The organism is Allobosea sp., from assembly GCF_035999205.1.
GTDB lineage: Bacteria > Pseudomonadota > Alphaproteobacteria > Rhizobiales > Beijerinckiaceae > Allobosea.
Genome location: NZ_DASYHA010000024.1, coordinates 204,865 through 230,218, shown reverse-complemented (window position 1 = coordinate 230,218; position 25,354 = coordinate 204,865). Strand labels below are relative to the sequence as shown.

Genomic DNA, 25,354 nt, shown 5'->3' with positions numbered 1-25,354 from the left:
TTCGATGTGCGCAGGAAATGGAGCCTCTCATGGCTGGTAGCGTCAACAAGGTCATTCTGGTCGGCAATCTCGGGCGCGATCCCGAGGTCCGGCGCCTCGGCTCGGGCGAGCCGGTCGTCAATCTGCGCATCGCCACCTCCGAAACCTGGCGCGACAAGCAGTCGGGCGAGAAAAAGGAGCGCACCGAGTGGCACTCGGTGGTGATCTTCAACGAGAACCTCGCCAAGGTTGCCGAGCAGTTTCTGAAGAAGGGCTCGAAGGTTTACATCGAGGGTCAGCTCCAGACCCGCAAATGGCAGGACCAGTCGGGCGTCGAGAAGTACACGACCGAAATCGTGCTTCAGCGCTTCCGCGGCGAACTGACCATCCTCGACAGCCGCGGGCAGGGCGGTTCGGACGAGTATGGCGAGGGCGGCGGCGCGTTCGAGGACCGCTCCAGCGGCGGCTCCTTCGGCCGCTCCAGCCCGATGGGCGGTGGCGGCGGCTCGCGCCAGCCGGCGATGTCGGGCGGCGGCGGGCGCTCGTCCTCGAGCCATCTCGACGACGACATCCCGTTCTAGGTTCGGGTAAGCGATCGAGTGTAGATTTATAGTGCTAAGCTATTGAAATATGATCGAAACGGCCTTCCTCGGGAAGGCCGTTTTTCTGTTATGCAGATGACCGAGTATGGGCATCATTTCTCGGTCAACTGGCGTTAGGCAGGTGATATTGCTGCGTTCCGCCAGTGAGTTCCGTGTCAAGGATGCGGGCTCCCTAGCACCGGCGAGCGTTTGCTTGTCATCGAGAGCTCGACACACGGTATCCCCAATCAGTTCGAGCGGCAGATCCAGGCCCTCTCAGGAGATTGACCGTCTGAAGGCGTCGCGGGCGGGCTGGAAGTGGCTCGGCCAGGTTTGCGAGCGCTGACCGGTCATCGGGAGGCCAAGCACAGACGGGCGGTCAACGGCCCGTACCGGAAGCACAGTTCCTCAGGCCTCGTCGTCGAGAGCAGCGAGTGGTGCAACCAGTGTGAAGACCAGGCCGTTGGGCAGGTGTTCGATCTTGCCCGTGCCCTGAAAGTAGCCAGCCAGTGCACGCTCGATCATTCGAGAGCCAAAGCCTTGACGGGACGGGGGCGAGACGGGAGGTCCCCCAATCTCTCTCCAGACGAACCTGAAGTCGGCACCAAAAGTCCAAGCGATCTCGACGCGGCCGTTGTCGTTGCTGAGCGCCCCATACTTGATCGCGTTCGTCGTCAACTCATGCAGCGCCAGAGCAAGAGCCAGGGCGCATTTCGATGAGATTTCGCGGTCGGCACCGTTGATGTCGCACCGACCGGCCGCACCATGAGGCGCCAGCGCATTGCCGACCAGGACCCGAAGCTGGGCTCGTGCCCATGACGATTGCGTCAGTAGATCCTGCGCAGCCCCGAGGATCGCGAGCCGGCCTGTGAGCGCGTTCCGTGCGTCATCGAGGGACAAATCGCCCCTGAGGGTCTGGCCCGCGATCGCCTGAACCATCGCAATCGTATTCTTCATGCGATGCTTGAGTTCCTGGGCGAGCAGCGTCTGCCGTTCCTCCGCCGACTTGAGCTCGGTGATGTCGCGCGACACCGAAAGGATCGACTCCGGCCTGCCGTCCGGCCCCAGGATCGGAGAGACTTTGACGTCCCAGTGCTTCGGATTACCAGCAGCGGTGTTCGCGGCAGCCTGGAAGCGATAACTGCGTCCGGCTCGTGCCTCTGAGATGGCATGCTTCGCTTCCGCGTGGCCTTCTCCGCTCCAGAAGTCAGGCCATGGACAGCCCGCCAGAGCGTTGAAGTCACTGACCTCCATGACACGCTGGCCGCCCTCGCTCATGAATCTGAGCTGCCCATCCAGGTCGATCACCTTGATGCAGTCGTCAGAGGCGGCGAGCAAGCTTCGCATGAAGCGAGCGTCGCGCAGTTCCAAGGTCGTCATCCAGCTACCGATCAGATGCAGGTCAAGAGCTTCTACAAGGATCGGTGTCGCCGAACGAATGTCAAAAGACACGTGCGGGCGCCACGTGCGCACGCCCCAACCTGATGGGCCTGAGAGCCACCGTCACGCTGTGTGGGGCGGCGCGATCGCCTGGAGAATCTTCGGCAAGACACGGATGAGAGACCTAATGGCCTCGTCCGATATTGGCATGCTCAGCGATCCTGCGCCCAGCTCGCCACCTCCAAACGAAAGGACGCCGAATTCCAGCGTGTCGTTCACACTGGCTCTCACACGGTCGACCAGAATATCTGCTTCCACGCGGGCGAAGTTCTCAGATGTCGCTTCGACTGCGGCAGCAGTGCCTGCCGTCAGTAGCAACGACAGTGCCATCCGTTTGAGGTCGGCTGACTTCATCTTGAAGAGAAGCTGATCGTCATCGGCCGTTCTCAATCCGAAGCCGACGTACCCGTCGGTTATTTTGAACCCTTTATGTTCGATCACGACAGTCGCGTCGCGCCAGTTGTATGACATTTTGAGCGCCCCCCGGCCGCATTCGAGCTTATTGGTTGTCGTTATCTGCGAAGGTGTCGGGCTCGTCCGAGACGGCAGCCTCGACCCGCTCACGCAGGCTCTTGATCGTCCCCAGAGGTTCTCCGCATCCCGAGCAGAAAATCTCCGAGTCGTCATGGGTCCATTCCGGCATCCGGATGGTGGCATCACCGCAGCCGTCGCAGCGAATCGAGTTCGTGTCGGAGGCCATGCGAGCCCCTCGGGTACATTGGTTGTCCTGGCAAGGATCGCACCACCCCAGGCGCGATTGGTCAAGAGAACTCATCAGCTATTTGCACAGGTAGCAAGTGACCGCGGCACCAAACAGCGTTGAACAAGCCGACCAGCGCGCTCCGAGCGGGCAGTGGATCTAGCAATTTTTAACAAAAGGGCCAGACGATGGGCATCGAGATTCCGTCGGAGGTCGATCGCAACTGATCAAATCGATCTTACCTATGGTCAATTACTTCCCGGTGCCGTTTGGTGAGCTTTCCATTTCAGGAGCGCTTCACGCAAACTGACGACGCGCAAACGGCGCTGGTGACACTCGGCCAGCCCGCTCCTCTGCCGTTAGGCTGCACTCGCCATGGCGTCGCTTCAGCCTACTGTTCACGGGCCAACTCGCCCCGATTGCCCTCGCAAGCCGATCGCCTGGTCGCCTCGCGACGGCGCGAGCGCTTGCAGCAGTCTCGACGCAGCCAACCTGAAATGCCGCATCTGCGCGTGTGGAAGGGGACTGAAGCGCGCTGACAGGCACCTCGCTTTCACCTTCGCCAGCCGAGGTCGTGACGGCTGAGGTACTCAGCTGCGGTTCGAAGCCTTGCGGACCGGGGCCGCTATTGGCTTTCGACTGACGCCGCGCATTTCCTGATCAGACGAAGCGCTCGCTGATCGCCGCCGACGATGGTGGCAACGTCATGCCCTGGCGCCTTGGCTATCAGCGGCTGCGGGCGGCGAGGTAGTCGGCGATGCATGAACGCGCGCCGGATTGCCAGATCCTCTGCAATGTCAGGCAGAACGCGTCGCGGAAGCGCCCGTTGTCCGACAGATCCCCATAGATGTCCGGCATCTGCAGCCAGGATTCCGGCGCGAATCTGGCCTGCCGCGCCTGTATCGTCAGCCGCGACCAGATCGGGTCGTTCGGCGCAATGGCCTGTCCACTTTCGGTTTCGCCGTAGCAGTAGCGGCACCACAGAGCGCTGACCAGTGCGAGCCCTTCTATCGGCCTGCCGGCGCTCAAGGCATCGCGCAGCGTCGGCAGGATGAATTTCGGCTGGCGGTTCGAGCCGTCGAGGCAGAGCCTGCGGATCGTGTCGCCGATCTTCGGATTGGCGAAGCGTCGCTCGATCGTGCGCTTGTAGTCGGCCAGATCGGTATGCGGGACCGGCGGAACCACGGGGATAACCTCGTCGTCGAGCAGGGCCGCGAGGAAGCTGGCGATCTGGGCGTCCTGCATCGCCTCATGGACGAAATGAATGTCGAGCAGTCCGGCCGGATAGGCGATCGCCGCGTGGCCGCCATTGAGGATGCGAATCTTCATCAATTCGAACGGAGCCACATCGGCAACGAACTGGACGCCGACGTCCTCAAGGCGCGGACGCCCGGCCGGGAATTGGTCCTCCAGCACCCACTGCCGGAAATCTTCACAGAAGACTGGGCGCCGGTCGTCGATGCCGAAATCGTCCCGCAGTGCCTGTCGCTGGAGATCCGACGTCGCCGGTGTGATGCGGTCGACCATGCCGTTGGGAAAGGCGACGCTGTCGCGAAGCCAGCGCGCATGGTCGCGGTCGATCAGGTCGACGAGCCCGGCAACGGCGTCGGCGGTGACATGGCCATTGCCCGGCAGGTTGTCACAGGACATCACCGTGAAGGGCGGGAGGCCGGCCGCCCGGCGCCTGAGGAGGCCGGCGGCAATCAGGCCAAAGGCAGTCTTTGGAGATGCAAGGCGATCTGCGGCATCGGCGGCGATATCGGGATGGCCGGGGTCGAAGGCCTGCGTCGCCGGGTCGATGTAGTAACCGCCCTCGGTCACCGTCAGCGAGACGATCCGCGTGCGGGGATCGGCGAGGCGCCCGATGATCGCCGCGCTGTCGCCTGGCGCGACGAAATCGATCATCGCGCCGGTGACGCGCGCCTGCGAGAGCTCGGCCTCCTGCGTCACCACCGTAGTCAGGAGATCCTGCGCAGCGAGATCGCGGCCCATCTCGGCGTCGCTCTCGCGCACGCCGGTGCCGATGATCGCCCAGTCGCGGTCAAGCCCGCGCTCAAACAGCTCGTCGAGATAGGCGGCCTGATGGGCGCGGTGGAAATTGCCGACGCCGATATGGACAATGCCGGGGCTCAGCTCTTCCGCACGGTAGCCGGGGACGCCGACCGACGGACCGAGCTGCCCGAGCGTCGCGCGGGACAGGCGCACCGCCATGATTCAGCCCTTCCTCGCTGCGCGTAGCTGCAAGGCGAGGTCGGGGCGGTCGCTGGTGATCTGCGCGATCGGTTGACCAAACCAGAAATCGAGATCGCGCACCGTGTTGGGCACCCAGGCGCCGAGCTTGTCGCGGCCGACGATGCGGACCGCGCGATCGACACACAGCCGCAGCAGCGACTGCTCGACGGCGACGATGCAGCCGAGATCGACGAAGCGCTGCAAGGTGCGGTCGACGCCGCCAAAGGCCTCGCAGGAGCGACGGTCGACCGAGGCAAGCCGGCGCATGCCCGGCGCCTTGGTCCGGATCTCCTCGATGACCTCGGGCACGAAACAGGTCAGCACGACGCGCGAGGCCATCTTGCGGGCTTCGACCAGGGCGATGACCTTGTCGAGCAGGCCGGGATAGGGATTGCCGAAGGCATCCATCTTCATCTCGATTTCGAGCTCGATCCCGGTCGGGCCGAAGACGTCGAGGACTTCCGGCAGCGTCGGGATCGTCTCGCCCAGCGTGTCGTCCAGCGTGACCTTGGCGAGCGCCGCGCGGGAGAGATGCGCGACCGGCCCCTTGTGGTCGGTCGTGCGCTCCAGCAGCGGATCGTGGATCACCATGACCTCGCCATCGCTCGACAGATGCACGTCGAGCTCGACGGCGTCGACGCCAAGCCCGCAAACGTTGCGGAATCCGCTCAGGCTGTTCTCCGCCCAGATGTTGCGCGCGCCGCGATGACCGATGATCCGCATGTCGATGTGCCCTGCTTGCCTGTTGGCCGGTTACTTGCCGCTATCCACCAGCCCCTTCACGAACCAGCGCTGGAGGATGAGGATGACGAGGGTCGGCGGCAGCATCGTCAGGAAGGCCGCGTTCATCAGCAGGTGCCAGGTCGGCAGTGAGTCGCTCTGCGGCATCAGCTTCTTCAGCCCGATGACCGCGTTCGCCATGGCTGGCTCGGTGGTGAGCAGGAGCGGCCAGAGATACTGGTTCCAGCCCATCAGGAAGAGGATGATCGCCAACGCCACGATGTTCGAGCGCGACAGCGGCAGCAGGATCAGCCGGAAGAATTGCCAGGGGGTGGCGCCGTCGATGCGGGCGGCCTCGCAGAGCTCGTCGGGGACGGTCAGGAAGAACTGGCGAAAGAGGAAAGTCGCCGTGGCCGAAGCGATCAACGGCAGGATAAGGCCCGAATAGGTGTTGACCAGGTTCCAGTCGAGGTCGACCAGCGCCTGGATGCCGAGCCAGGAGCCGAGGATGTTGAGCGGCAGGGCGACGTTCGCCGCCGATTCATAGGTCGGCACGATGCGGACCTCGATCGGCAGCATCAGCGACATGAAGATCAGCCAGAAGGCCGTCATCCGGAATGGGAAGCGGAAATAGGTGACCGCGAACGCCGCGATCACAGACACCGCCAACTTCCCGATGGTGATCCCCGAGGCGATGATGAAGGAGTTGAGCAGCAGGCGGCCGAAATTCGCGTTGCTCAGCACGGTCTGCATGTTGGCGAGGAACTGACTTCCCGGAAGCCAGGACATCGGCACCCGCATGATCTCGGTCTGCGAGAGCGAGCCGGTGACGAAGACGAAGTAGATCGGCAGACAGACAAGCGCTGCGCCCATCACCAGAATGAGATGGCAAGCGAAGTCGATGATCGGCGTACGTTCGTTCATCGCCCGCCTAGACGCTGTAGTTCACGCGGCGTTCGACGAAGCGAAACTGCGCGAAGGTCAGGAACAGCGCGAGCGCCATCAGAACGACGGATTGCGCGGCGGAGGAACCAAGGTCGAGCGTGACGAAGCCGTCCTGATAGACTTTGTAGACGAGGATCGAGGTGGCTCCGGCAGGGCCCCCGCGGGTCGTGGCGTCGACGATGGCGAAGGTTTCGAACAGGCCGTAGACGAAGTTGATCACGATCAGGAAGAACAGCGTCGGCGTGATCATCGGCAACGAAATGCGCAGGAAGCGCTGGATCGGCCCGGCGCCGTCGAGATAGGCGGATTCGAGGATCGACTGAGGGACCGAGAGCAGCGCTGCGACGAGGAAGATGTAGTTGTAGCAGATGTGCTTCCACGAGGCCGCCATCACGATCAGTGCCAGCGCATGCCAGGAGTTGCGGTTGGGATCCCAATCGAAGCCGAGCCCCTGCAGCATATGCGCGACGGGGCCGACTCGAGGATTGAACAGGAAGGCGAGCATGATGCCGGCGATGGCAGGCGCGATCGCATAGGGCAGAAGCAGCACGGTCCGGTAGGCACCGCGACCGCGCAGGATATGGTTCGAAGCGAAGGCGAGCAGCAGCGCGAGCGATAGCGTGAGCACGTTCTGCGCGATGGTGAAGATCAGCGTCACCTGCGCCGAAGACCAGTAGACGCTGCTCCGGAACAGCCGCTCGAAATTCTGGAAGCCGACCCACTGGGTGGTCGCGCCGAACGGATCGGTGAGTTGGAAAGCCTGGATCAGCGCCCTGATCGAGGGAATGAAGAAGAACAGCAGCAGGATGAAGAGCTGCGGCGCGAGCAGCCAGAACGGCAGGCGCCAATCGCGGAAATGCGCACGCTTCAGCCCGCTTTCGGACTGGGCATCGCCCGTCCCCTTGAGAAGCAGGCGCCGCAGCGGCCAGCGGAGGCGAAGACCGCCGCCGCCAGCCGCCGCGGGAAGGGTAGCCGTGTCACTTCTTGCCGGCATTGAGCTGCTCGTAGCGGCGCAGCGCCTCGTTGCCGCGAGACACCGCATCGTCGAGCGCCTGCTGCACCGGCTTCTTGCCGAGGAAGGCGGCCGAGACCTCCTCCATGATCGCGACGTTGATCTGATTGCTGTTGCCGATGCGGAATCCGAGCGAATTGTCGCTGGGCGTGCCGCGCATCAGCTGCACCACGGCGATCTCGCGGGTGGGATTCTTCTGGTAGTAGCCCTGCGCCTTGGCGGCGTCATATGCGGCGGTCGTCACCGGGACATAGCCCGTAGCCTGATGCCACCAGACCTGCGTGTCGGTCTTGGCGAGGAAGTCGTAGAAGGCGGCGACGGCCTTGTACTTCTCCGGCGTATGGCCCTTCAGGGTCCAGAGCGCGGCGCCGCCGATGACGCTGTTCCTCGGGGTCACGCCCTGCTCATAGGGCAGCTCCGTCGCGCTCCAGTCGAACTTCGCGGCCGCGACGACGGCGGCATGCGAGGCTGTCGAGGCGATGATCGTCGAGCACTCGCCAGAGGTGAAGAGCTGGATCGGGATGATGCCCTGGCCGGCGAGCTGCATCACGCCGGAGCTTACCAGCCGCTTCATCCGCTCGACCTGCCCGACGAGCTTGCCCTTGTTGAAGACGAAATTGGTGTCGAGGCCATCCATGCCATTGCGTTTCGTCGCATAGGGGATGTCGTTCACCGCGCTGTAATTTTCGAGGAAGCTCCACTCGTAGTCGCCGGGGAGAACCATCGCGCATTTCGAGACGCCCTTGGCCTTGATCGCGTCGAGCTGCGGCTCGAGCTCCTGCCAGGTCGCGCCGGGCTTTTCGAAGCCGGCGGCTTTGAAATGATCGCGGTTGTAGAACAGGATCGGCGTCGACGAGTTGAACGGCATCGCTTGGAGCTTGCCGTTGATCGCGAAGTAGCTGACCACCGGCGCGATGAACTTCGAGGTGTCGACCGGGAGGCCTTGCTGCTCCATCAGCTCGGCGGTCGAGACGATGGCGCCGGAATTGACCATCGTTAGGAAGGAGCGCTCGTTCGACTGCACGATCTCCGGCTGCCGCTTGGCGCGGTAGGCGGCAATGGTGCCGTTCAGAACCTCGTCATAGTTGCCCTTGGCGATCGCCTTGACGACGTAGTCCTTCTGCGAGTCGTTGAACCTCTTGACCACTTCGTCGACACGTTCGCCGAGCGCACCGCTCATCGCGTGCCAGAACTCGATTTCCGTCGCGGCCTGGGCGGAGGACATTCCCGCCAGCAGCATCGCGCCCGCACCCGCCAACACTCCATAGAAAGGTCGCATGTAAAGCCTCCCTCATCGGTTCTTATGCGAGCATATGCTCTTTATTGAAGCATATGCTCGCACACTGGCTCGTTATGTCAACCGTTGGTGACGGACGCATGACAGCCGCGCACGATGGCTCGCACGCAGGGGCGCCGACATGGCTGGCGAGTGGGATCAGTCAGCGAGCAGGGCGCGGGCGGTGTCCTCGTCGGTGACGAGGCCGTTGACGATCTTGCCGGTCAGAGCGGCACGCAATGGCGCGACTTTGGCCGGCCCTTGGCCGATGCAGATGCGCAGCCGGGCGCTGCCGGGTTCCGGCGGTACGCTGGTCACGCGCAGGTTCGTGCCGCGGTCCAGAAGGCGGCCCTCTGCATCGAAGACCCAGCCCGTCACCTCGCCGACGGCGCCGTGGCGGACCAGTTCTAGCAACTCGCTGCGCGTCATGAACCCGTCGCGGTAGAGCACCGCGTCATCGCCGATCTGGCTGATGCCCATCACCCAGAGATCGGCCTCGCTGGCGATGGCGCGGATGCGCTTGATCGACTCAATCTCGATGAGTTGCGCGCGCTCCTCCGGACTCGACACATAGAGCGGCAAGGGCATGGGGAAATGCTGAGCCTTGGTGATTTCGGCGAGCTTCACGAGTGTGTCGAACGGGCTGGCCGAGCCGTCGGGAGAGATGGTCCCGACCAGCGAAACGAGCCGGTGCAGCGGGCAGGACATTGGCGGGACGCGTTCGATGCTGGCGCGCATCGAGCGACCAGTCCCCAGGGCCATGACCAGAGACTTTCGCGAGCGCAGCCAGCGCTCGATCAGCACGCCGCCGAGCGCAGCGACGCCGGCCGCGCCGGTCTCGGTCGAGCCGTCGGACGGCGCGACGTCACAGTGCAGCAGCTCGAAACGGTCGCGCAACCGGGCGGCGAGATCCATGCAGGTGCTGATCGGATGGTTCATGCGAAAGCTGATCAGCCCTTCGCTGCGGCAGAGCGAGACGAGACGCTGTGCCGCCGGCCGCGAGATGTTCAGGGTTTGCGCGATGTCGTCCTGAGTGCGGCCGGCAATGTAGTAAAGCCAGCCCGCGCGTGCCGCGTCGTCAAGGCGGGCGCTGTCGTTGCGGGCGCTATCGTTATCAGCCATCGGATCCTCAGCCGGTTGCCGAAGCGGGCGCCAGTTCTTGCCAGGATTCGAAGAGCCGGTCGGCGCCGGCTGCAAGCAGCGCCTGCCGCTGGTCCAGCACGGCGAAGTGGCTGCCGGCGGCGAGGCCATAAGCCGTCATTCCTGCCGCCTTCGCCGCCATGACGCCGCTGACGCTGTCCTCGATCACCAGGCAGCGTTCGGGTGCTGCGCCACGCTCGCGGGCGGCCAGCAGGAAGAGGTCCGGGGCTGGCTTGCCGTGCCGCACGCGCGTCGTGCTGAAGATCCGGCCCTCGAACAGGTCCCAGAGATCCGCCTTGCGGAGGCAGATCTCGATGCGCTCCTCATCGCTGGATGAGGCGACGCAGTAATCGCTGCCGAAATTCGCGACGGCGTCGCGCACGCCCTCGATGGCTTGGAGGTCGCGCCTGAAGGACGCGAAGAGCCGGGCCCGCCAGTCCTGCGTGAAGTCGGCCGAGGCCGGGCGCCCGGTCATTTTCTCGTAGTCCTCGATCACTGCGCTGGATGGCCGCCCGAGATAGCGGCGCATGACCGCCTCCAGATCATAGCTGCGGTCGAAAGGCGAGAGAATATCGACGAGGGTCCGGCAGCTGATGACCTCGCTGTCGACGAGCACGCCGTCGCAATCGAGGATGACGAGGTCGTAGGGCGGATGAGAGCAGGTCATCAGGCAACAATCATTCAGAGCGGATGCTCACATGAAGAGCATCTGCCCGACATCCTGTCAAACTGCAGCGCCGTCAGCGAAGGGTGCTGCTGGCCGCCACCGCGCGCCGCCAGCGCGCATAGCCCTCCGCGTAGGCTTCGACCCTGGCGGGATGCGGCGTGAAAATGTCGACTTCTCCGGAGGGGACCGTGCAGACCGCCGCGGGATCCTCGTTCGAGCAGGCCAGCCGGGCGAGGCGCGCGGCCCCGAAGGCCGCGCCGGACTCGGCCTGACGATAGCGCCGAAGCGGCATGTCGAGCACGTCCGCGAGGATCGACAGCCACAGATCCGAGCGCGAACCGCCGCCGATGGCCATCGCGTCCGCAATCGGCGCCGCTTCGCTCTCCAGGGCAACCTTGCCGTCTCTGAAGGCGAAGGCCACGCCCTCCAGAACGGCCTGCGTCATCGCGCGGCGATCGGTCTCCTGGCCGAGGCCGGCAAACCCGCCACGCATCTGCGGATCGTTATGCGGTGTGCGCTCGCCGGACAAATAGGGCGTGAAGAGCACGCGGGAAGGGCGTTCGACCCGCGGGCCGAGTTCACCGATGAGCGCCGCCTCGGCCTGCCCCGAGATGGAGGACCACCAGCTCAGGCTTGCCGCCGCCGAAAGATGCACCGACATCTGGTGCCAACGGCCGGGCAGGGCGTGGCAGAAGGCGTGGACGGCGCTGCCGGCGCGCGGCTCGAAGCCCTCGGTCGTGCGCCAGAGGACGCCGGAGGTCCCCAATGACACGAAGCTGCTGCCTGGCGCGACGGCCCCCAGGCCGACCGCTCCGGCGGCGTTGTCGCCCGCACCGCCGGCGAAGAGCGGTGGCGCGTCGAAGCCAAGCTCGCGGCTGAGTTCGGCGCGCATGCGCCCCGCCGGTTGCGAACCCTCGACGAGCACCGGCATGTGGCTGCGATCGAGCCCGGTCGCGGCCAGCATCCGGTCCGACCAGTCGCGGCGGCCGACATCGAGCCAGAGCGTTCCCGAGGCGTCGGACATCTCCTCGATCGCCTCCCCCGTCAGCACGAGCCGCAGATAGGCTTTCGGCAGCAGGACCTTGCGGGTCCGGCGAAAGATGTCGGGCTCGTGCCGGCGAACCCAGAGCAGCTTGGGGGCAGTGAAGCCGGGCATGGAGATGTTGCCGGTGATAGCGCGGGCTTCGGGCTCGACCGTTTCGAGCTCGGCGCACTCAGCCGCGGCACGGCCGTCGTTCCAGAGGATGCACGGGCGCAGTGGCCGTTCGTGCTCATCCAGCAGCGTTGCGCCATGCATCTGCCCGGAGAGGCCGATGCCTGCACAGCTGCGGAAGGCTTCGGGGGCGGCTTCCCTCAGGCTGCGCAGCGCCGCCATGGTGACAGTGACCCAGTCCGCCGGCGCCTGCTCGGACCAGAGCGGGGCAGGGCGCGCTACGGCCAGCTCCCGCGCTGCGCCGGCGAGCACGCGCTGACGGTCGTCGACCAGCACGGCCTTGACCGACGAAGTCCCGAGATCGATGCCGATATAGCTCACATCACATCCTGCAGAACGCGTTCAACGATGGGTATCGGGCAGGCCGCCCGGATAGATCATGCTCTTGACCATGCCCGCTTCGTTCGCCGCGTGGCGCCGAAACGCCGCTGGCCCCTCGGCGAGCGGGAAACGGTGACTGACCACGGCATCGACGTCGACCTTGCCGAGAGCCACCAGTTCGATCGCCCGCGGATAGACATGGCCCATGCGGCGCGAGAACTTGATGTTGAGGCCACGCCTGCGGGCTTCCGCGGCGGGGATGACGTAACGGTCGCCGTCGGGGATGCCGACCAGCACGACACGGCCACCGATGCGAGCGGCGCGGATGGCGTCGCGAAAACCTTCCGGGGCATTGGTCGCTTCGATCACCAGAGGCAGGCCTTCGCCCTTTGTCCAATCGGCGATATCGGCGACTCCAGCACCGGCCTTGCTCGCGCCCAGCCTGAGCGCCAGCTCGCGACGATGCGGCTGCGGATCGCAGGCGAGGATCTCCCCGACGCCGGCTGCGCGCAGCACCTGCAGGATCAGCAGGCCGATCGGTCCGCAGCCGATCAGGGCGACCCGTTCTAGCAGGCGGGGCTTGGCGAGGTCGACGGCATGGATCGCGACGCCGAGCGGTTCGAGCATCACGGCGTCGCTCGGCGAGAAGGTTTCGGGCACGGCGACGATTTGCGACTTCGGCACCCAGATCCGTTCGGTCATCGCCCCGTCATGCGGCGGGGCGCCGATGAAGACGACTTCGGGGCAGAGGTTCGGATGTCCGCTGCGGCAATGCTCGCAATGCCCGCAGGCCTGATTGGGGTCGACGGCGACCAGCGCCCCGCGTGCGAGACCGAGCTCCGGAAGATCCTCCGTCAGCCAGCCGCTGAATTCATGCCCCGGCACGAAGGGCGACGCGATCATCGCAGAGCCGATGCCACCGTCCTTGTAATAGTGCAGATCGCTGCCACAGAGCCCCACGGCCGCGACGTCGAGCAGGGTTTCGCCGGCCTCTCCCTCGCGCAGATTGAACGGTGCGAAGCGTGCATCGCCCGCGGCGTGCAGGAAGACGGCATGTGACATGACGGTCGAAGCTCCCTTGGCGAACAATGCTCAAACGGATTGTCGGTCGCCGAAACTGGTTTCCTTGGTGATCTCGAGCCACTCGGCGGCTAGAGATCCGTGCTTTGCGGCAGGATCACGAGATCGCGGATCGTGATGTTGCGAGGCCGCGTCAGCATGAAATGCACGGCTTCCGCGACCTCTTCCGCCTCGATCAGGCCGCCGCGGGCACGCTCGGCGTCGAGTTTCTCCTGTGGCCAGTCTGCGATCAGGGCGGTCACGACGGGACCGGGCAAAACCGCGCCGACGCGCAGACCGTGCGGAATGACCTGACGGCGCAGCGTATGGACGAAGGCCTGAACCGCGTGCTTGGAGGCTGTGTAGACGGGCTCCCAGACCACCGGAACGACGCCTGCGACGGAGCTGGTGACGAGGATGTCGCCGGTCTTGCGTGCGATCATGTGCGGCAGCACCGCGTGGATGCTGCGAAAGACCGCGTTGACGTTGAGGTTGAGCATCCGATCCCAGGCATCGGGATCGCCTTCGCTGACCGGCCCGCCGACATAGGAGCCGGCATTGGCGTGGAAGATGTCGAGCTGCCCCACCTTATCGAGGATCTGCGGCAGCATGCCGGCGACGGAGGCGGGATCGGTCAGGTCGACGACGACGGGGACGCCATTGGGGCCGAGCGCCGCGCAGGCTCGTGCGAGGGCTTCGCCGTCGCGATCGACGAGGGCGACCCGCGCGCCGGCAGCAAGCAGCCTTTTGGCGCAGGCAAGCCCGATGCCCGAGGCGGCGCCAGTGATCGCAGCGGTCTTTCCAGTCATTTCCTGAGTCACGTCGACGTCTCCGATGCGGCTTGAGCGGGCGCGGGACGCATGACTTCGCGCGCCGCGCGGGCCGCCTTCTGCAGTGTTTCGAATGCGGCGAAGCGCCTTGCGTGGAGCCCGGCGATCTCGGCGTCCGCCGGTGTAAAGACGGTGGCGCTTGGCGCCATTGCGGCCATGGCTCCGGCAAGATCGGGGAAGGTCTTGGCAGCGGTCGCGGCAAGCATGGCGGAGCCCAGCAGGACGGGGTCGACTTCGTCGGGCGCCAGCAGCGGCAGCCCGGAACAATCCGCGAGCAATTGCCGGATCAGGGGCTGGCGTCCCGCGCCACCGCTGAGCACGATCGCCTCCAGCATTGCGCCTTTGGCGCGGCTCGCATCGATGATCTGGCGCAGGCCGTAACCGATCCCGGTGATGCCGGCGACATAGAGCGCGACGAGGTGATCGAGATCGCGTTCCATCCCGAGCCCGGCGATCACGGCGCGCGCCTGCGGGTCGGCATGGGGCGAGCGATTGCCGAGGAAGTCGGGCACGACGATGATGTCGCCGGCGTACCGCGCCGCCTCCGAAGGCGTAGCGACATGCCGTGCCGCCTGTGAAGCGAGCCAATCGGGCAGCGAGAGCCCTTCCGCCTCCGCCCGGCGTTGCGCCTCGGGCGTCGCCGGATGGAAGCCGATCAGCTGTTCGATCGCGGCGCCAGCGCCGGACTGTCCACCCTCGCTGAGCCAGAGGCCAGGTGCCATTGCTGCATAGTAGGGTCCCCAGATGCCGGGGATGAAGATCGGCTCGCGGCTGCTCGCCATCGTGCAGGCCGACGTACCGAAGACATACGCCATGCGCGTCAGCGCGCTGCCGTGCGGAGAGCGCACGCCGACAGAACCGACACCGCCGGCATGGGCGTCGATCAGTCCGGCCGCTACGGCCGTGCCGGGGTTCAGGCCCAGTTCGGCGGCGGCCTGTTCGGTCAAGCCCTGTCCGAGAGCAGTACCACCCGGCACGATCTCGATGCCGATGCGGGTGAAATCACGATCGGCGAGATCCCCGAGCCCGATCTTCCGGAAGTAGTCCGCATCCCAACGCCCCTCATGGGCGAGATAGGTCCATTTGCAGGTGACCGTGCAGGTCGAGCGCGCCAGCGAGCCACTGGCGCGCCAGGTCAGGAAGTCCGGCAGGTCGAAGAACTGCCAGGCGGCATCGTAGGTCTCCGGCAAGTTCTCCCGGAGCCAGAGCAGTTTTGGCGTCTCCATCTCCGGCGAGATCGTGCCGCCGACATAGGCCAGGACGGGATGGCGCGTGGCGTTGATCCGCTCGGCCTGACCAATCGCGCGATGGTCCATCCAGACGATGATGTCGCGGCTGGCCTCACCATGCGCCCCGACGGGGAGGGGCTTGCCGCCGGGACCGAGGACGACGAGCGAGCAGGTCGCGTCGAAGCCGATGCCAGCGATGTCACCCGGTGAGAGCGCAGCCTGCGCCAACGCCTCGCGTACGCTGGCGCAGACCGCTTGCCAGATGTTCTCGCTCGACTGCTCGGCAATCTCCGGCCCGTCGCGATAGAGCGCGATGTCGCGCTTGGCCGTTGCGGCCATTTGCCCGGTCTGGTCGAAGATGCCGGCCCGGGCGCTGCCGGTGCCGACGTCGATGCCGATGAAGTGCCCACTCATCTCAGGCGGCGGCACGGTTCGGCGGCCCGGCGCGGGTGCCGTCCGGATTGCGCAGATAGACGCCCCGCTCGAGCTGCTGGCGGCGCAGTTCCTCGATGTCGATATCGGCCGGCGGGCGGTTGCCGCGCACCGAGATCTTGGCCGCGCGGCCGGCAGCCTCGCCCATCGCCATGCAGGTCGCCATGACGCGGATCGCGCCCATCGCCTCATGTGTTGCGGAGATGCTGCGGCCAGCCACCAGCAGGTTGCCGATCTTCTGAGGCACCAGCGAGCGGTAGGGAATATCGTAGCAGTCGCCGCACCAGATCAGTGTGCAGCCGTCATCGGCCGGGCGATGGATGTCGATCGGATAGCTCGCCACCGCAATCGCGTCGTCGAAATGCTTGCAGGCGAGCACGTCCTCCTGCGTCATCACATACTGGCCGAGGATGCGACGGGTCTCGCGGATGCCGAGGAAGGGCGCGGTCTTGGTGAAATAGGCCTTCTCGAAGCCCGGCACGTAGTTGACGAGATAGGTGACGATGTCGTCGATCTGAGCGCGGCCCTCGATCTCGCCCTTGGTCAAGCTGCGGGCGTCGGTGCCGTCCGTGCCCTTGACGCGGGTCATGTTGATCCAGACCTCGCCCTTCTTCAAACCGGTGATGATGATGGTGCGTTCGTTCGGGATCTGCAGGCCGCGCTCGGCCTTCGCCTTCGCCATCAGTTCGCGCATGCCGACGACGATGAACTGGTGGTTCTGGCCGAAATACTCGGCCGGGATGAAGTCGGTGAGATAAGTGCGCGCGGCGGGCGGCGCATTGGCGATCGAGAGCCGGAGCGCATCGGTGTCGACGCCGGCGAGGCAGAACATCAGCGTCGGCGGCTGCATGCCGCCATGCTCGTTGCCCTTCTCGGTCGGCACGCCGGCGCTGTAGGCGACGTCGGCATCGCCGCTGCAATCGATCACGACCTTGGCGAGGATCGCGTTGCGGCCGCTCTTGCTCTCGGTGATGACGCCGCGGATGGTGTCGTTCTCGACCAGTGCGCCGGCGAAGAAGGTGTAGAACAGCACGTCAACGCCGGCTTCCGTCAGCATCTCCAGCGCGACCGTCTTGACCGCTTCGGGCTCAACCAGGGTGATGCCCATATGCAGCGGGCAGGGCCGGTGCTCGCTCGCGCCCTGGCGCTCCCGGCGCAGCCGCTCGATGAATTTCTGCGGCAGTCCGTCGATGATCTGATTGCCTTTCTGGCCGAGGAAGCCGAGCACCGGCAGGCCGATCGTCATGTTACCGCCGACGAAGCTGCGGCTTTCAATTAGACCGACGCGCAGGCCGTCCTCGGCGGCGGCAAGAGCGGCGGTGAGGCCCGAGGGGCCGCCGCCGACGACGAGCACGTCATATTCGGCGGAGACGGGAATGGAGCGGGCCGGTTCCTCGATGAAGCGGGTCGCAGCGGTCGACATGGTGGAAATCCTTCAGGGACTAACGAATGAAGCGGATAGCTGCGGGGCAGGGCGCCCCGCAGCTGGAGCATCTGATCAGGCCGGCATCATCGGCTTGACGCGTTCGATGATGGCGGAAACCGCGTCCTTGACCGGCTTGCGGCCGAGCACGGCGAGCTGAACCTCCTCAAGGAAGGTCGATTGGGCGCGGGCGGCCTCGGGAAAGGGCGGGAAAGCGCCGCGCGCCGTCGCCAGCACCTTGGCCTCGACGGCGGCGAGCGGATTCTTCGCCTTCAGGGCCTCATCGGCGTAGGTCGAAACGCGGATCGGGCCATTGCCGTTGATCGCCATGCCCAAGGTCACGCGCTTGCTGGAGACCTCCTTGATGAAGCTCCAGGCGAGCGCCTTGTCCTTGGCGTTCTTCGGGATCGACATCGCCCAGGCCTCGACGACTGAAGCCATCGGCATCTTGCCCTGGATCGCCTGGGAGCCAGGGAAGGGGACGGCCTTGATCTTGCCGGGGAACTTGCTCTGCTCGGCATTGTTGAGCTGCGCGCCCCGCGCGAAGGGCAGCACGGTGAAGGCGGCGCGTCCCTGTTGCAGCCAGGTGACCTGGTCGTCGTTCTTGGTCGTGGCGTAGCTGCGCGGCAGGCTGCCGGCCTCGAACATGCCGCGCAGTGCCGCCAGCCCCTGCTCGAGCGCATCGCGGTTCGGCACCAGCTTGAGATCGGGGCTGATGAAGTCGCCGCCATAGGCGCGGGCGAACATCACGGGGAAGACGGCGAGGTCGCTTGCCAGCACCATGCCAGTCACCGGCGTGCCGGCCTTGGAGGTGAAGGTCGTCTTCTTCGCCTGGTCGATCAGCTCTTCCAGAGTCGTCGGAGGCGCGGAGATGCCGGCTTCTTCTAGCAGCGCCTCATTGTAGAACAGGCCCTGCGTTGCATGGCGGACCGGGATTCCGATCAGCTTGCCGTCGACCGTCATGCCCTGGACGAGGCCGGGCGCGATGTCGCCGAAATCCTCGATCCCATCCTTGTCCTGATAGGGCCCCAGCGGCTCGAACAGGGCGGCGATCTGCGAGGTCGGCCGGTTGTCGATGAGATAGCCGACGCCGTACTCGGTCTCCTTCAGGCTGGCTTCGCGGAAGAGCCGGTCCTGCAGCGGATTGGAGTCGAATGTGGTGAAGGCGATCTCGGCGTCGTTGGCCTTGCGCCAGCCGCCCATCAGATCACCGTCGCCGCTGCCGAGCACGGTCTGGTGAACCTTGTGGCTGAGCACATTCAGCGTCTTGCCGGCGGCGAAGGCCGGGGCGACCGCGAGCGTGGCGGCGACACCGGCGGAACCAGCGACGAAGGTGCGGCGGGTGAGCTTGGTTTCAGGCTTGTTCGACATGGCTTCCTCCCTCTTTTTTGTGTGGTTGGCTATCCCTTCGTCGAACCGGCGGTCAGGCCGGCCACGAGGTAGCGGTTCATGAAGACGACGAAGATCAGGACAGGCACGAGCTGCACCGTCGCGGCGGCGAAGAGGATCCCCCAGTCCACACCGTCGATGGAGCCGATCATCTCGGAGATGACGAGGGGGGCGGTCTTGGCCCTGGTCGCGGTGAAGATGAAGGCGAACAGGAACTCGTTCCAGGAGAAGACGATCACGAAGACCGCGACGGCGAGCACGCCCGGCATCGCCAGAGGTGCGATGACCTTGCGCAGGATCGTCATGCGGCTCGCCCCATCCATTGAGGCCGCTTCGTCCAACTCGCGCGGGATCTGGTCCATGAAGGTGCGCATCAGCACGGTGCCCAGCGAGACGAAGAAGGTCGCGTAGAGCAGGATCAGGACGAGATGCGTGTCGCTGAGCCCGAGCCAGTTCACGATAGGGAAGAGCGGCAGCGTCACCACGATCGGCGGGATCAGGCGGACGATGATGAGCCCGAGCAGGCTCGCGCCGAGCCAGCGCCCGGAGTTGCGCGAGTAGACATAGCCGGCGCAGGCGCTGGCGACGATGGCGAGCAGCGTGGCGCCTACCGTGATCAGCAGGCTGTTGAGCAACCCTTCGAAGAAGACGCCCCAGGAACGCCAGAGCTCGGCGTAGTGCTTGAAGGTCGGCGTGAACAACCATTTCGGCGGCACGGCAAAGATGTCCTGGCCCGGCTTCAGCGACGACATGGCGATGAACAGGATCGGGAAGAGCGACCAGAACAGGATCGCGAGGACCGCAACTGCCTTGCCGGCTCCGATCAGGAGGCGTTCAGTGCGCATGGGCGACGCCTCCGCGCCTGAGCAGGAGGACATAGGCGCCGGCAAGGAGCAGCGAGGCCAGCACCATGATCCAGGCGGTGGCGGCAGCCGGGCCGAAGGCGTTGAAGCTGAAGGCCTCCTGATAGAGGTAGATCGCCACCACTTCCGTCGAGCGCGCCGGGCCGCCCTTGGTCAGCAGCCAGGCCTCGGAGAACAGGCGGAAGGCGAAGATGTAGCGGAAGAGCAGGGCGATCAGCATGGCCGGGCCAAGCAGCGGCAGCGTCACGCGGCGGAACGCCTGCCAGCGCGTCGCGCCGTCGATCCGCGAGGCTTCGTAGAGCTCGGCGGGAATGGCGAGGCGTGCGGCGTAGACGATGACGAATGTGAAGGGCAGGTGCAGCCAGATCGTCAGCAGGCCGATCAGGATCATGGCGTGGGAGGGCTCGAAGGACCAGTCGAGCGACGGCAGGCCCAGTGCGTGTAGTGCCAGCGTGATCGGCCCGGCATCGGGGTCGAACAGGAAGCGCCACATCACCACGGCCGTGACCTCGCTCACCGCGTAGGGCGCGAGTACGGCGACGAGCAGGAAGCGTCGGAAGGGCAGGCCGCTGGCGAAGAGCAGGGCCATGCCGAGGCCGACGGCGAGTTCCAGGTGAACCGCGACGACGACCAGGACGACGGTGTTCCAGAGCGCGCTGTGGAAGGCGGGGTCGCTGAGGACGCGCCAGTAGTTGCGCAGGCCGACGAAGTTCGGCGCCTGGCCAAAGCTCGAGGTGTTAAGGCTCAACCAGACGACATAGAGCGACGGCAGCACGATCACGCTCAGGATGAGCAGGTGCACCGGCGCAAGCAGCGGCAATATCCTTGCCGTTCGTTGTAGCAGCACGTTTTCCTCCAGGACTTCTTTGCTCCAGACTCTGTCGGCCCGGTGGCTTGGACGCAGGGCGTCCGCAGGCTGTCTTCGTCAGTGCACCGCCTTTGGTGCGGCGGCCGTTCTTTCCGGGGTCGGACGAGGATCGGGGTCGTGGCTGTTCGTGCGCTCCGCCGCCGCACCGAGGTCGCGCACGGAATCGCGGGTCTGCAGACTGGTCCGCAGCACGGAATGCGTCGGCGGCATCTGGTCTCCGGCCATGCGGGCGCGCAGACGGCTCCAGGCGGCTTCCGCGATCTCGGCGATCGGCTGGCGGATCGCGGTCAGGCCGGTCTTGCGGGCGCTCATCCAGGGATAATCGTCGAAGCCGACGACCGAGATCGGGTCGGGAATGTCGATGCGCATGCGAGCCAGCGCCGAGAGCGTGCTGAGCGTCGTGACGTTGGTGAGTGCGATGACAGCGCTCGGCTGCGAGTGCCGTTCAAGCCAATGCAGGAATGTCGCCGCGCCGCGATCGGCATTCGAGCCGAGCTCGATCACGGTGGGTTCTCGGACGGTCATGCGCTGTATCAGCTCGCAGGCGCCGCGGACGCGCTCGCGGATCGGCGAGATGGCGAGGCTGGAGGCGGCGACGAGGATGTCGCGATGGCCTTTGGCGAGGAGATGCCGCGCTGCGATCTCGCCGGCCTCGCGGTTGTCGATCGCAACGGTGTCGACGACCGAGCCCTCGGGCGGCACACGGTCGGCGAACACGATCGGCAGGCGTCCGATCTCGGCACGCAGTGCTTCGGGGACGGTGTCGGAGCAGGGAACTGCGATCAACCCCGAAGGGCGCCAGGCCAGCAGCGTGCGCAGCCGCGACTGCTCCAGCCCGAGATCGTCGCGGGAGCTGGCGACGAGGATGTCGTAGCCGTCCTTCTGGGCGAGAACCTCAAGCTGCGAGACCAGCGAGGTGAAGAAGACGTCGTCGAGATCGGGGACAAGCACGCCGACCACACGGGCCTGGCCGGAGCGCAATTGCGATGCGGCACGGTCGACCTGATAGGCGAGCTCGTCGGCAGCCTTCAGGACGCGTTCGCGCAGGTCGGCATTCACCGGCTTGTTGCCGCTGAAGACGTTCGACACGGTCGCGATCGACACGCCCGCGCGGGCGGCGACTTCCCGGATCGTTACGCGTCCATTGTCCATCAAATGGCCTGTTAAACGTTTTACAGAAAAACGTTTAACAGGGTTGGCCGTGCGGCACAAGCGCCGAGACAGCCGGAGTGAAATTGGCGATCTGCTTTGGCCCGCCGACGCTGATTGCAGGGCCCGCACTGCATTCAGCGTTGGGCGATCACGCGCCGGCGCAGCGCCCGCGTGACGGGGATCCCGGTTCCACGGCTGTATCGCCGGGTTCGGGCAATATGGCGATGGCGCCCAGACTCGACGCGATCAACGGCCCGGGCCCTATGCTTGGCGTTAGCCGTTGCGTAGGGCGCCCCCCGCCAAATTGCTTGGCCGCCGACCGTAGTCGATGGGCTGCTGAAGCAACCCGCGGGAAGCGGAGCAGGGCCGCTTAGCGCGACAACGATGCGAGCGGCTTGGCGCGCGGCAGATACCGGCCTTGCATCTTCGAGCCCGTCAACTTGCCGTCGCGCACCACGAAACTGCCGCGAACGATCAGAGATGTAGGCCAGCCCGTGATCTCGATGCCCTCAAAGGGCGTGTAGTCGGCGCCATGATGCAGTTCTCCCTGGCGGATCGGTCGCGTCAGGTTCGGATCCCAGATCGCGAGATCGGCGTCATAGCCGATCGCGATCGAACCCTTGCCCGTCAGCCCATAGATCCTCGCGTGATTGGTTGCGGTCAGCGCCACGAATTGCTGGAGGCTAATGCGTCCCTTCACGACCCCCTCCGAGAACAGGATCGGCAAGCGCGTCTCGATGCCGGGAATGCCGTTGGGGATCCAGCGGAAGGAAGAGCGGCCTTTCGGTGCGAGCTTGCCGGCCTCGTCCTCGTAGCGGAACGGGCAATGGTCGGAGGAGAAAACCGAGAACACGCCCTGCTGTAGCCCCTCCCAGCAGGCCTGCTGCGAGGCGACGTCGCGCGGCGGCGGCGAGCAGACATATTTCGCGCCCTCCGTTCCGGTCCTTTCCATATCGGCTTCGGTGAGCATGAGATACTGCGGGCACGTCTCGCCCATCACCTTGAGCCCGCGCGCCTGCGCCCGCCTGATCGCCTCCATCGCCTCGCGATTGGAGACGTGGACGATCATGATCGGTACGTCGATCAGCTCGGCCAGCGAAATGGCGCGATGCGTCGCCTCGCGTTCGACCGGGATCGGCCGCGAGCGGCCATGAAAATGCGGCGCTACCCTGCCGGCGCGCTCCAGCTTTTCCGTCAGGAAGCGGATCGCGTCATAGTTCTCGGCATGGATCTGGACGAGCGCCCCGGCCTCGCGCGCGACTTCGAGGACGCTCAGCATCTCGTAATCGTCAAGCGCCAGCCCCTCATAGGTCATGAACACCTTGAAGGACGTGTAGCCGTCCGCAAACAGCGCCGGCAGTTCCTGACCGAGCACGCTTTCAGTCGGATCGGAAACGATCAGGTGGAAGGAGTGGTCGATATGGCACTCGCCCTGCGCCAGCGCGTGATAGTCGCTCAGTGCCGCGCGCAGCGATTGACCCTTCTGCTGCAGGCAATAGGGCATCACCGTGCTGTTGCCGCCGAACGCCGCCGCCCGCGTCGCGCTCTCGAAATCGTCGGCCATGACGATGCCCGGCCCCGAGGGCTGCGAGATATGGACATGGCTGTCGATGCCGCCCGGCAGTACCAGCTTGTTCGTGGCGTCGACCACCTCGTCGGCGCCGTTCAGTGCCTCGCCGATCGCGACGATGCGGCCGTCGCGGATGCCGATATCAGCCGCGTAGCTCTCGCTCGCCGTCGCGATGGTGCCGTTTGCGATGATCAGGTCGAAGGCGGGCATGGCGTCACTCGGATTGTGGTTGGAACGTGTCGGGGGATCAGGCGGCGGCGACCGGGATTGCCGCGTCTCCCGCTCGACGGGCGGCGATCTCCGCTGCGACCAGCTCTTCAAGCGACGGCCCCTCCGCGACGCAGGCGATCGGCCGCAGCCGCGTTTCGACCAGCGAGAGGTGGCTGTTCATCGCCTTCACTGCCTTGCCGCGCTCGCGCCCGGCCAGAGCCCGGAAGATCGCGCGATGTTCCTCGCAGCCGCAGGTCGAGCCGGCGGTGGTCTCGTAGCGCTTCACCAGCATCAGCGTGCGGCTGATCAGCTCGTGCGCCTGGCGCTGGACGATCGGGTTTCCGGTCATCTCCGCGAGCAGGAAATGGAACTCGGCCGAAAGCGCCTGCCACGTCGCCTGGTCGCCGCGGCGCAGGGCCTCGGCCTCGGCATCGACATGCTGCTGCAGCCGCTCGACCTGCGCTTGCGTGAGATTGTCGGCGAGATGGGCGGCCATGCCGCTCTCCAGAATTCGCCGCGCCTCGTAGACGATGCGGCCCTCGCGCAGATCGGGCTCGATGGTGAAGGCGCCGCGATTCTTGACGATCTCGAGCAGCCGTTCATGGCCGAGCCGGTGCAGCACCTTGCGGATCCGCTCGCGGCTGACGCCGAACAGGTCGGCGAGCCGGTGCTCGCCGAGCTTCACGCCGCCCGACAGCTTGCCGGCGAGCAGCAGCCGGGAGAGGATTTCGTGAATCTCAGCTTCGTTCATGAGCCTATTTCGCAGCAGCCTCACGCCGCGTGAGCGCGGCGCCGAACCCTTGCAATTCTAGCGCCAATCCGTCGAATGTGCTGCACATTCTCTCAGCGATTGTGCACAAAATTGGCGCCGAAAGAGGTGCGGACCGAGCGGCTTTTGGTGTCGGGGCGTATGGCCGATCGAGCTGTATCATTCTGATATAACTGAGTTTATTGCATCAATTCCACGCCCTTTCGAGTTGGCACGGCCATTGCTGAGCCCATGATATCCGCGCCATTTCCGGAGCGCGGCGAACTCGTGAGGCCGGATCATGGATATGCTTCTCAACGGCAGGCTGAGCCGCCGCTCGCTGCTCAGGGCTGGCTCTGCCGCCGCAGCCTCGGTCGCCATGCCTTCCGTCCTGCGCGCCCAGACCAAGGAGCTCGTCGTCGGCGGCGCCGCCGGCCACAAGCCCTGGGTCGAGCAGGTCGTCATTCCGGCCTTCGAGAAGAAGTACAACTGCAAGGTCATCTTCGAGGGCACGCGCTCGCTGGTGAACCTTGAGAAGATGCAGAAGAACAAGGGCAGCCAGTACATGTCGGTCGTCCAGATGGATGATCCCGTCATGATCCTCGCGGTTCAGGAAGGGCTGCTCGATCCGTTGACGCCCGCGAAGGCACCGAACCTCGCCGAGCTCGTGCCCGGCTCGACCCATATGGACGGGATGTGGGCGAACTATCTCCAACCCTGGCTCGGCGTCGCCTACGGCAAGTCGACGATGAGGACGCCGCCGACCTCCTGGGCCGAGATGTTCGACGCCAAGTACAAGGGCCGGATCATCATCCCCTCGCTGCAGAACACCGAAGGCCTGCCGTCGCTCTTCGTCGCCGGGCTGCTTGCCGGCGGCTCGATGGAATCGGTCCAGAAGGACACCGATGCCGGCTTCAAGAAGCTCGCCTCGCTCAAGCCGAACCTGCTGACGATCTACACCCAGCAGCCCCAGGCCTATAACCTGCTCGAGCAGGGCGAGGCCTATATGATCGGGCCGGCGATGTCCTCCTACGCGCTGGAGCGCAAGGCGGCGGGAGCGCCGATCGACCTCGCCGCGCCGAAGGAAGGCGTCTTCGCCATGCCGTCGGGTATCGCCGTTATCAAGGGCGCGCCGCAGGCTGAACTCGCCTTCGCCTATGTCAACGAGATGCTCGGCGCCGACTTCCAGTCCAAGCTCGCCGGCCCGACCTTCTCGCTTGCCACCAACAAGGCGGTGCCGAAGCCGGAGGGCCTCGGCGCCGACGTGAAGATCCACCAGATCGACTGGGCGAATGTCGCCAGGCAGCGCAATGACTGGATCAAGCGCTGGGACCGCGAGATGGCGATCTGAGCGG

At 65.5% G+C, this 25,354-nt stretch carries 23 protein-coding genes; 2 read left to right on the top strand and 21 right to left on the bottom strand.

The features are described from left to right. The first annotated feature begins 29 nt into the window (after positions 1 to 29). Positions 30 to 560: a single-stranded DNA-binding protein gene (ssb, locus tag VGN82_RS13670; protein ID WP_327527568.1), complete on the top strand. Its 531-nt coding sequence runs from the start codon at positions 30 to 32 to the stop codon at positions 558 to 560. Positions 561 to 968: 408 nt separating this feature from the next. Here ssb and VGN82_RS13665 read toward each other — a convergent pair whose 3' ends face one another. From VGN82_RS13665 to VGN82_RS13565, 21 genes are all read right to left on the bottom strand, one after another. Next, entirely contained in the window at positions 969 to 2,012 is a 1,044-nt protein-coding gene (locus VGN82_RS13665) for a sensor histidine kinase (protein ID WP_327527567.1), read from the bottom strand. A gap of 51 nt (positions 2,013 to 2,063) precedes the next feature. Further along, the gene (locus tag VGN82_RS13660; protein WP_327527566.1) at positions 2,064 to 2,471 is read right to left on the bottom strand and encodes a hypothetical protein; all 408 of its coding nucleotides are present in this window, start codon (positions 2,469 to 2,471) and stop codon (positions 2,064 to 2,066) included. A gap of 28 nt (positions 2,472 to 2,499) precedes the next feature. Further along, positions 2,500 to 2,700, bottom strand: a complete 201-nt coding sequence (locus tag VGN82_RS13655; RefSeq protein WP_327527565.1) for a hypothetical protein — start codon at positions 2,698 to 2,700, stop codon at positions 2,500 to 2,502. Between the two features lie 726 nt (positions 2,701 to 3,426). Beyond that, complete coding sequence (locus VGN82_RS13650) at positions 3,427 to 4,911, bottom strand: mannitol dehydrogenase family protein (RefSeq protein ID WP_327527564.1); 1,485 nt, start codon at positions 4,909 to 4,911, stop codon at positions 3,427 to 3,429. A gap of 3 nt (positions 4,912 to 4,914) precedes the next feature. Beyond that, on the bottom strand, positions 4,915 to 5,655 hold the full coding sequence (locus VGN82_RS13645) for a glycerophosphodiester phosphodiesterase family protein (RefSeq protein ID WP_327527563.1): 741 nt from the start codon (positions 5,653 to 5,655) through the stop codon (positions 4,915 to 4,917). A 30-nt stretch (positions 5,656 to 5,685) separates the two neighbouring features. Beyond that, positions 5,686 to 6,576 carry an ABC transporter permease subunit gene (locus VGN82_RS13640; RefSeq protein ID WP_327527562.1) on the bottom strand — a complete coding sequence of 297 codons (891 nt, stop codon included), beginning with the start codon at positions 6,574 to 6,576 and terminating at the stop codon, positions 5,686 to 5,688. Between the two features lie 7 nt (positions 6,577 to 6,583). Next, positions 6,584 to 7,591, bottom strand: a complete 1,008-nt coding sequence (locus VGN82_RS13635) for an ABC transporter permease subunit (protein WP_327527561.1) — start codon at positions 7,589 to 7,591, stop codon at positions 6,584 to 6,586. Beyond that, positions 7,575 to 8,888: an extracellular solute-binding protein gene (locus tag VGN82_RS13630; protein ID WP_327527560.1), complete on the bottom strand. Its 1,314-nt coding sequence runs from the start codon at positions 8,886 to 8,888 to the stop codon at positions 7,575 to 7,577. Before VGN82_RS13630 ends, VGN82_RS13635 begins: the two co-directional genes overlap by 17 nt. Before the next feature lie 156 nt (positions 8,889 to 9,044). Continuing rightward, positions 9,045 to 10,007, bottom strand: coding sequence for a sugar-binding transcriptional regulator (locus tag VGN82_RS13625; protein ID WP_327527913.1), 963 nt, complete (start codon positions 10,005 to 10,007; stop codon positions 9,045 to 9,047). Between the two features lie 7 nt (positions 10,008 to 10,014). After that, the gene (locus VGN82_RS13620; RefSeq protein WP_327527559.1) at positions 10,015 to 10,692 is read right to left on the bottom strand and encodes an HAD family hydrolase; all 678 of its coding nucleotides are present in this window, start codon (positions 10,690 to 10,692) and stop codon (positions 10,015 to 10,017) included. 73 nt (positions 10,693 to 10,765) lie between these two features. Next, positions 10,766 to 12,226 (bottom strand): xylulokinase, encoded by a 1,461-nt coding sequence (gene xylB, locus VGN82_RS13615; protein ID WP_327527558.1) that lies wholly within the window; start codon positions 12,224 to 12,226, stop codon positions 10,766 to 10,768. Between the two features lie 21 nt (positions 12,227 to 12,247). Next, complete coding sequence (locus tag VGN82_RS13610; RefSeq protein WP_327527557.1) at positions 12,248 to 13,288, bottom strand: zinc-dependent alcohol dehydrogenase; 1,041 nt, start codon at positions 13,286 to 13,288, stop codon at positions 12,248 to 12,250. A gap of 89 nt (positions 13,289 to 13,377) precedes the next feature. After that, on the bottom strand, positions 13,378 to 14,094 hold the full coding sequence (locus tag VGN82_RS13605) for an SDR family oxidoreductase (RefSeq protein ID WP_414644298.1): 717 nt from the start codon (positions 14,092 to 14,094) through the stop codon (positions 13,378 to 13,380). 8 nt (positions 14,095 to 14,102) lie between these two features. Continuing rightward, a complete protein-coding gene (locus VGN82_RS13600; RefSeq protein WP_327527555.1) occupies positions 14,103 to 15,758 on the bottom strand; it encodes an FGGY-family carbohydrate kinase in 1,656 nt (551 codons plus the stop codon). A 1-nt stretch (position 15,759) separates the two neighbouring features. Then, positions 15,760 to 17,199 carry an FAD-dependent oxidoreductase gene (locus tag VGN82_RS13595; RefSeq protein WP_327527554.1) on the bottom strand — a complete coding sequence of 480 codons (1,440 nt, stop codon included), beginning with the start codon at positions 17,197 to 17,199 and terminating at the stop codon, positions 15,760 to 15,762. 75 nt (positions 17,200 to 17,274) lie between these two features. Continuing rightward, on the bottom strand, positions 17,275 to 18,570 hold the full coding sequence (locus tag VGN82_RS13590; protein ID WP_327527553.1) for an ABC transporter substrate-binding protein: 1,296 nt from the start codon (positions 18,568 to 18,570) through the stop codon (positions 17,275 to 17,277). A 29-nt stretch (positions 18,571 to 18,599) separates the two neighbouring features. Next, positions 18,600 to 19,433 carry a carbohydrate ABC transporter permease gene (locus VGN82_RS13585; protein ID WP_327527552.1) on the bottom strand — a complete coding sequence of 278 codons (834 nt, stop codon included), beginning with the start codon at positions 19,431 to 19,433 and terminating at the stop codon, positions 18,600 to 18,602. Continuing rightward, positions 19,423 to 20,298 (bottom strand): carbohydrate ABC transporter permease, encoded by an 876-nt coding sequence (locus VGN82_RS13580; protein ID WP_327527551.1) that lies wholly within the window; start codon positions 20,296 to 20,298, stop codon positions 19,423 to 19,425. The genes VGN82_RS13585 and VGN82_RS13580 overlap by 11 nt, the downstream gene beginning before the upstream one ends. Positions 20,299 to 20,376: 78 nt before the next feature. After that, entirely contained in the window at positions 20,377 to 21,471 is a 1,095-nt protein-coding gene (locus VGN82_RS13575; protein ID WP_327527550.1) for a LacI family DNA-binding transcriptional regulator, read from the bottom strand. 370 nt (positions 21,472 to 21,841) lie between these two features. Next, positions 21,842 to 23,251: a dihydropyrimidinase gene (gene hydA, locus VGN82_RS13570; protein ID WP_327527549.1), complete on the bottom strand. Its 1,410-nt coding sequence runs from the start codon at positions 23,249 to 23,251 to the stop codon at positions 21,842 to 21,844. 37 nt (positions 23,252 to 23,288) lie between these two features. Further along, entirely contained in the window at positions 23,289 to 24,002 is a 714-nt protein-coding gene (locus VGN82_RS13565; protein WP_327527548.1) for a GntR family transcriptional regulator, read from the bottom strand. Positions 24,003 to 24,300: 298 nt separating this feature from the next. Here VGN82_RS13565 and VGN82_RS13560 point away from each other — a divergent pair, with 298 nt between their 5' ends. After that, positions 24,301 to 25,350, top strand: coding sequence for an ABC transporter substrate-binding protein (locus VGN82_RS13560; RefSeq protein WP_327527547.1), 1,050 nt, complete (start codon positions 24,301 to 24,303; stop codon positions 25,348 to 25,350). The last annotated feature ends 4 nt before the right edge of the window (positions 25,351 to 25,354 follow it).

Coding starts and splice junctions, on each gene's coding strand:
- ssb (WP_327527568.1), top strand. CDS start 30: ATGGCTGGTAGCGTCAACAAGGTCATTCTGGTCGGCAATCTCGGGCGC.
- VGN82_RS13660 (WP_327527566.1), bottom strand. CDS start 2,471: ATGTCATACAACTGGCGCGACGCGACTGTCGTGATCGAACATAAAGGG.
- VGN82_RS13655 (WP_327527565.1), bottom strand. CDS start 2,700: ATGGCCTCCGACACGAACTCGATTCGCTGCGACGGCTGCGGTGATGCC.
- VGN82_RS13650 (WP_327527564.1), bottom strand. CDS start 4,911: ATGGCGGTGCGCCTGTCCCGCGCGACGCTCGGGCAGCTCGGTCCGTCG.
- VGN82_RS13645 (WP_327527563.1), bottom strand. CDS start 5,655: ATGCGGATCATCGGTCATCGCGGCGCGCGCAACATCTGGGCGGAGAAC.
- VGN82_RS13640 (WP_327527562.1), bottom strand. CDS start 6,576: ATGAACGAACGTACGCCGATCATCGACTTCGCTTGCCATCTCATTCTG.
- VGN82_RS13635 (WP_327527561.1), bottom strand. CDS start 7,591: ATGCCGGCAAGAAGTGACACGGCTACCCTTCCCGCGGCGGCTGGCGGC.
- VGN82_RS13630 (WP_327527560.1), bottom strand. CDS start 8,888: ATGCGACCTTTCTATGGAGTGTTGGCGGGTGCGGGCGCGATGCTGCTG.
- VGN82_RS13625 (WP_327527913.1), bottom strand. CDS start 10,007: ATGGCTGATAACGATAGCGCCCGCAACGACAGCGCCCGCCTTGACGAC.
- VGN82_RS13620 (WP_327527559.1), bottom strand. CDS start 10,692: ATGACCTGCTCTCATCCGCCCTACGACCTCGTCATCCTCGATTGCGAC.
- VGN82_RS13610 (WP_327527557.1), bottom strand. CDS start 13,288: ATGTCACATGCCGTCTTCCTGCACGCCGCGGGCGATGCACGCTTCGCA.
- VGN82_RS13605 (WP_414644298.1), bottom strand. CDS start 14,094: ATGACTGGAAAGACCGCTGCGATCACTGGCGCCGCCTCGGGCATCGGG.
- VGN82_RS13600 (WP_327527555.1), bottom strand. CDS start 15,758: ATGAGTGGGCACTTCATCGGCATCGACGTCGGCACCGGCAGCGCCCGG.
- VGN82_RS13595 (WP_327527554.1), bottom strand. CDS start 17,199: ATGTCGACCGCTGCGACCCGCTTCATCGAGGAACCGGCCCGCTCCATT.
- VGN82_RS13590 (WP_327527553.1), bottom strand. CDS start 18,570: ATGTCGAACAAGCCTGAAACCAAGCTCACCCGCCGCACCTTCGTCGCT.
- VGN82_RS13585 (WP_327527552.1), bottom strand. CDS start 19,433: ATGCGCACTGAACGCCTCCTGATCGGAGCCGGCAAGGCAGTTGCGGTC.
- VGN82_RS13575 (WP_327527550.1), bottom strand. CDS start 21,471: ATGGACAATGGACGCGTAACGATCCGGGAAGTCGCCGCCCGCGCGGGC.
- hydA (WP_327527549.1), bottom strand. CDS start 23,251: ATGCCCGCCTTCGACCTGATCATCGCAAACGGCACCATCGCGACGGCG.
- VGN82_RS13565 (WP_327527548.1), bottom strand. CDS start 24,002: ATGAACGAAGCTGAGATTCACGAAATCCTCTCCCGGCTGCTGCTCGCC.
- VGN82_RS13560 (WP_327527547.1), top strand. CDS start 24,301: ATGGATATGCTTCTCAACGGCAGGCTGAGCCGCCGCTCGCTGCTCAGG.